This is a genomic window from Desmonostoc vinosum, from assembly GCF_059505385.1.
Genome location: NZ_JCACKM010000108.1, coordinates 17,669 through 22,441 on the forward strand (window position 1 = coordinate 17,669; position 4,773 = coordinate 22,441).

General features: G+C 45.9%; 4 protein-coding genes. All 4 read left to right on the forward strand.

Translation table 11 applies throughout. The annotated features are described in order from the left end of the window. On the forward strand, positions 1-1,943 hold a 1,943-nt coding region (locus tag AC5JMF_RS17575; protein WP_495797006.1), incomplete at its 5' end, for a BamA/TamA family outer membrane protein. Between the two features lie 181 nt (positions 1,944-2,124). Then, complete coding sequence (gene lpxC / locus AC5JMF_RS17580; protein WP_495797007.1) at positions 2,125-2,958, forward strand: UDP-3-O-acyl-N-acetylglucosamine deacetylase; 834 nt, start codon at positions 2,125-2,127, stop codon at positions 2,956-2,958. An 80-nt stretch (positions 2,959-3,038) separates the two neighbouring features. After that, entirely contained in the window at positions 3,039-3,551 is a 513-nt protein-coding gene (gene fabZ / locus AC5JMF_RS17585; protein ID WP_495797008.1) for a 3-hydroxyacyl-ACP dehydratase FabZ, read from the forward strand. A gap of 250 nt (positions 3,552-3,801) precedes the next feature. Beyond that, positions 3,802-4,620 (forward strand): acyl-ACP--UDP-N-acetylglucosamine O-acyltransferase, encoded by an 819-nt coding sequence (gene lpxA / locus AC5JMF_RS17590; RefSeq protein WP_495797009.1) that lies wholly within the window; start codon positions 3,802-3,804, stop codon positions 4,618-4,620. Positions 4,621-4,773 lie beyond the last annotated feature (153 nt).

Here is a 4,773-nt window from a genome sequence, read left to right on the forward strand (position 1 = left end):
TATTGCCCACAAACCCAGGAAATCCACCTGCAAATAATCAACAAATACCTTCCCCAACTCCAGGAAATCAGCAACAACCAACTCCCACTCCCGAAGCCACTGAACCCCGTGTATTGGTGTCGGAAGTTGTTATTAGAGATCAAGCTGGGCAAATCTCACCAGAACTAGAAAGCCAAGTTTACAGAGTTATTCGTACTCAACCAGGACGCACCACAACCCGCTCTCAACTACAAGAAGATATTAACGCTATCTTTAGCACTGGTTTCTTCTCCAATGTACAAGCAGTGCCAGAAGATACACCATTAGGCGTCAGAGTTAGCTTTGTTGTGCAGCCCAACCCCACTTTGACAAAGGTAGAAATACAAGCCAACCCAGGAACAGGTGTACCCTCAGTACTATCAGCCAATACAGTAGACGAAGTTTTCAAAGAACAGTATGGCAGAATCCTGAACTTGCGTGATTTGCAGGAAGGCATCAAGCAATTAACCAAGCGCTACCAAGACCAGGGTTATGTGCTAGCCAACGTGATTGGGGCACCGAAAGTTTCAGAAAATGGAGTTGTCACCCTACAGGTAGCAGAAGGGGTTGTAGAAAATGTTCGCGTCCGGTTCCGTAACAAGGAAGGACAAGAGACAGATGAAAAAGGACAACCAATCAGAGGGCGGACGCAGGATTATATCATCAAGCGGGAACTGGAATTGAAGCCAGGACAAGTATTCAACCGCAATATAGTACAAAAAGACCTACAACGGGTGTATGGGCTGGGATTGTTTGAAGATGTGAACGTCTCCCTTGACCCTGGTAATGACCCCAGTAAGGTAGATGTAGTAGTAAATGTGGCTGAACGCAGCAGTGGTTCAATTGCCGCTGGGGCTGGTATTAGTTCTGCCAGTGGATTGTTTGGTACCGTTAGCTATCAACAGCAAAACCTCAACGGTAGGAACCAAAAATTAGGGGCAGAAGTACAGGTAGGAGAGCGAGAACTGCTGTTTGACTTGCGGTTTACAGATCCTTGGATTGCTGGAGATCCATACCGGACTTCCTACACAGCGAATATTTTCCGACGCAGTTCCATCTCTTTGATTTTTGATGGCCCCGATAACGATATTAGAACCATTCAATCAGATGGTACAGAAGGCGATCGCCCCCGTGTTCTGCGTCTAGGTGGCGGTGTCACCTTTACCCGCCCCTTGTCTCGCAATCCCTACGAACGCTCAGAATGGACAGCTTCCGCCGGGTTACAGTATCAACGAGTTTCCACCCGTGATGCTGATGGTAACTTGAGGAAAGAAGGAGCAGTGTTTGACAAAGATACTGAAAACCGCATCAGTGAACCAATTCCTTTGAGCTTTTCTGGAGATGGGCAAGATGATTTAGTGCTACTGCAACTAGGTGTACAACGCGACCTCCGTAATAACCCTCTACAACCTACCAGTGGTTCTTATCTCCGCTTTGGGGTAGATCAGTCAGTACCAGTAGGACAAGGTAACATTTTCCTCACCAGATTGCGGGGTAGCTACAGCCAATATGTGCCCGTCAACTTTATTAGTCTTACCAAAGGCCCACAAACATTAGCATTTAATTTGCAAGGGGGAACCGTTCTCGGTGACTTGCCTCCCTACGAAGCCTTTACTTTAGGTGGTAGCAACTCAGTCCGGGGTTATGAAGAAGGAGCTTTAGGCGCTGGACGTACATATTTGCAGGCATCTGTTGAGTATCGCTTCCCAGTTTTCTCTGTCGTTAGTGGCGCAGTATTTTTTGATGTCGGCACTGATTTGGGAACCAGTACACGAGCAGCTGAACTGCTAAATAAAGATGGCAGTGGCTACGGATATGGTCTTGGTGTACGCGTACAATCACCACTGGGGCCAATTCGCATTGACTACGGCATCAATGATGATGGTGATAGCCGAATCAATTTTGGGATTGGCGAAAGGTTTTAAGTTAGTCATTTGTCATTGGTCATTTGTCAACAGATTAATTACGAATTACGAATTATTTAACTCTTGACCATTGACCCTCAGTGACTTGCTAATTTTTACATTTGCCTCAATACTATTTCGGTAAAGGAATTAGTTACATTTTTATGCAGATGTCTCTCTGAAATATATTTATTTTTCGCCTATGCAACAGTACACTTTAGCGGCGGAAATCAACCAAACTGGAGTGGGACTCCATAGCGGTGTGAATACCCATGTGCGGATACTCCCAGTTTCATCTGGGAGTGGGCGCTATTTTGTGCGGGTAGATTTACCAGATTTACCAATAATTCCAGCACAGGTTGCGGCGGTTAATCAAACTGTTCTCTCAACTCAGTTGGGTAAAGGTGAGGTCTGTGTTCGCACGGTAGAGCATTTGTTGGCAGCCCTTGCAAGTATGGGTGTAGATAACGCCCGCATTGAAATTGATGGCCCAGAATTGCCACTTTTAGATGGTTCGGCCAAAGTTTGGGCAGACAGTATCGCTCAAGTTGGTTTGGTTTCACAACCAGTCTCAAACAACCAAGCTCCCTTAGCCATACAACAGCCAATATGGGTTTATCAAGATGATGCCTTTGCTTGTGCCCTCCCCACACCAGAAACCCGTTTTAGCTACGGTATCGATTTTGACGTACCTGCTATTGGTAATCAATGGCACAGTTGGTCGCCGACGGTTGCCAGCTTTGCTGTGGAAATTGCCCCAGCTCGTACCTTTGGCTTGCTGCATCAAATCGAATATCTACAGCAATCGGGATTAATCAAAGGTGGCAGTTTGGATAATGCGCTGGTTTGTGGTTCTGAAGGTTGGCTAAATCCACCATTAAGATTTGCAAATGAACCAGTACGTCATAAAATTTTGGATCTAGTAGGAGATTTAAGTTTACTAGGCAAATTTCCCAGCGCTCATTTTCTAGCGTACAAAGCCAGCCATAATTTACACATTCAACTGGCAAAGAAAATTTTAGATTTGGGACTATAGATAGCTCTAAAATCTAAAACGATAGGGAGTTTCAGCACTAAATCACTCAAGTTCGAGATTTAATATCAACCACAACACCAATGTCAATTGTTACAGAAGCCAATTCCACTGAGACTACTACACCTGCATCTACCACACAGCAGGCTGTTCAGGAGACTACTATAACTTACGCAATTGAAGAAATTCAGAAACTGCTACCTCATCGTTACCCATTTTTACTTGTAGATCGAATTACCGAATATATACCGGGAAAAAGAGCTGTTGGAGTTAAAAATGTTACTTTTAATGAGCCTCAATTTCAAGGGCATTTTCCGGGGCGATCGCTGATGCCAGGAGTATTAATTGTAGAGGCAATGGCCCAAGTTGGGGGCATAGTCTTGACACAAATGTCAGATGTTGAAGGCGGACTATTTGTTTTTGCTGGTATCGATAAAGTCCGTTTCCGTCGTCAAGTCGTACCGGGAGATCAGCTCATCATGAGCGTGGAACTGCTATGGGTAAAACAACGTCGTTTCGGTAAGATGCAAGCGCGTGCCGAAGTTGACGGACAACTCGCTGCTGAAGGCGAATTAATGTTCTCTCTAATTGCCTAAAAGTTGACTGTGGTGATGTGGACACAGCCGTGGAGTGTCCTAACTGAAACCTCAGAGAGGCAAACAGTAAAAAAACAAGCCACACTAGTATCTTATAGTTTCTTGATTTGCGACTCCTTCACACTTGACTTGCTTGGCCTGACACTTTCAATAACGAAATATTAAACACTCAGCAACGCCAGTCGCCTCAACTTTGGCAACCGAAGCATAACGGCACTGGCTTCTAAAGACAGTTCTGGAGACTCTACCCTTGAAGACGCTTATACATCCCACTGCTGTAGTTCATCCTAATTCAGAACTCCACCCTACAGTGGAAGTCGGTGCCTATGCTGTGATTGGAGCGAATGTAAAAGTTGGCCCTGAAACTATAATTGGCGCTCATGCAGTGCTAGAGGGGCCTTGTGAAATTGGATCGCGAAATCAGATTTTTACAGGTGCCGCGATTGGCATGGAACCCCAGGATCTCAAATTTATGGGAGAACCAACCTGGGTAAAAATTGGTGATAACAATCTCATTCGGGAATATGTTACCATCAACCGCGCTACCGGTGCCGGTGAAGCTACGGTAATTGGTGACAATAATCTGCTGATGGCTTATGTACATGTTGCTCACAATTGTGTGATTGAAGACCATGTGGTGATTCCCAACTCCGTAGCATTAGCAGGTCATGTCTACATTGAGTCACGCGCCAGACTTGGTGGAGTTTTAGGCGTTCATCAATTTGTGCATATCGGTAGACATGCGATGGTAGGAGGCATGGCACGCATTGAGCGAGATGTGCCGCCTTACATGCTAGTGGAAGGACACCCAGCGCGAGTCCGAACTCTGAACCTTGTAGGACTCAAACGTGCTGGGATGGATGCAGCAGATTTACAAATCCTCAAAAAAGCCTTCCGCCTGCTTTATCGCTCGGATTTCACCTTCAAAGAAGCTTTAGAACAGCTGGAATTGTTGGGAGATACCGAAGAATTGCAATACCTACGTCGCTTTTTGCGGCTTTCTCAGATGCCAGGAAGACGCGGTTTGACTCCTGGTAGAGGCAAAAAGAGCGCGACGAGAGATGATTGATGAGTGGGGAATTGGGCTTCTGCTGTCGGAGACGCTCCGCGTAGCAAGATCCCGTAGGGTACGACTTCGCTCAGCCCACAGAGAACCGGGAATTGAGGATTAAATAATTCGTAATTCGTAATGACGCGACGCTCCTGTGTCGCTAACGCTGAC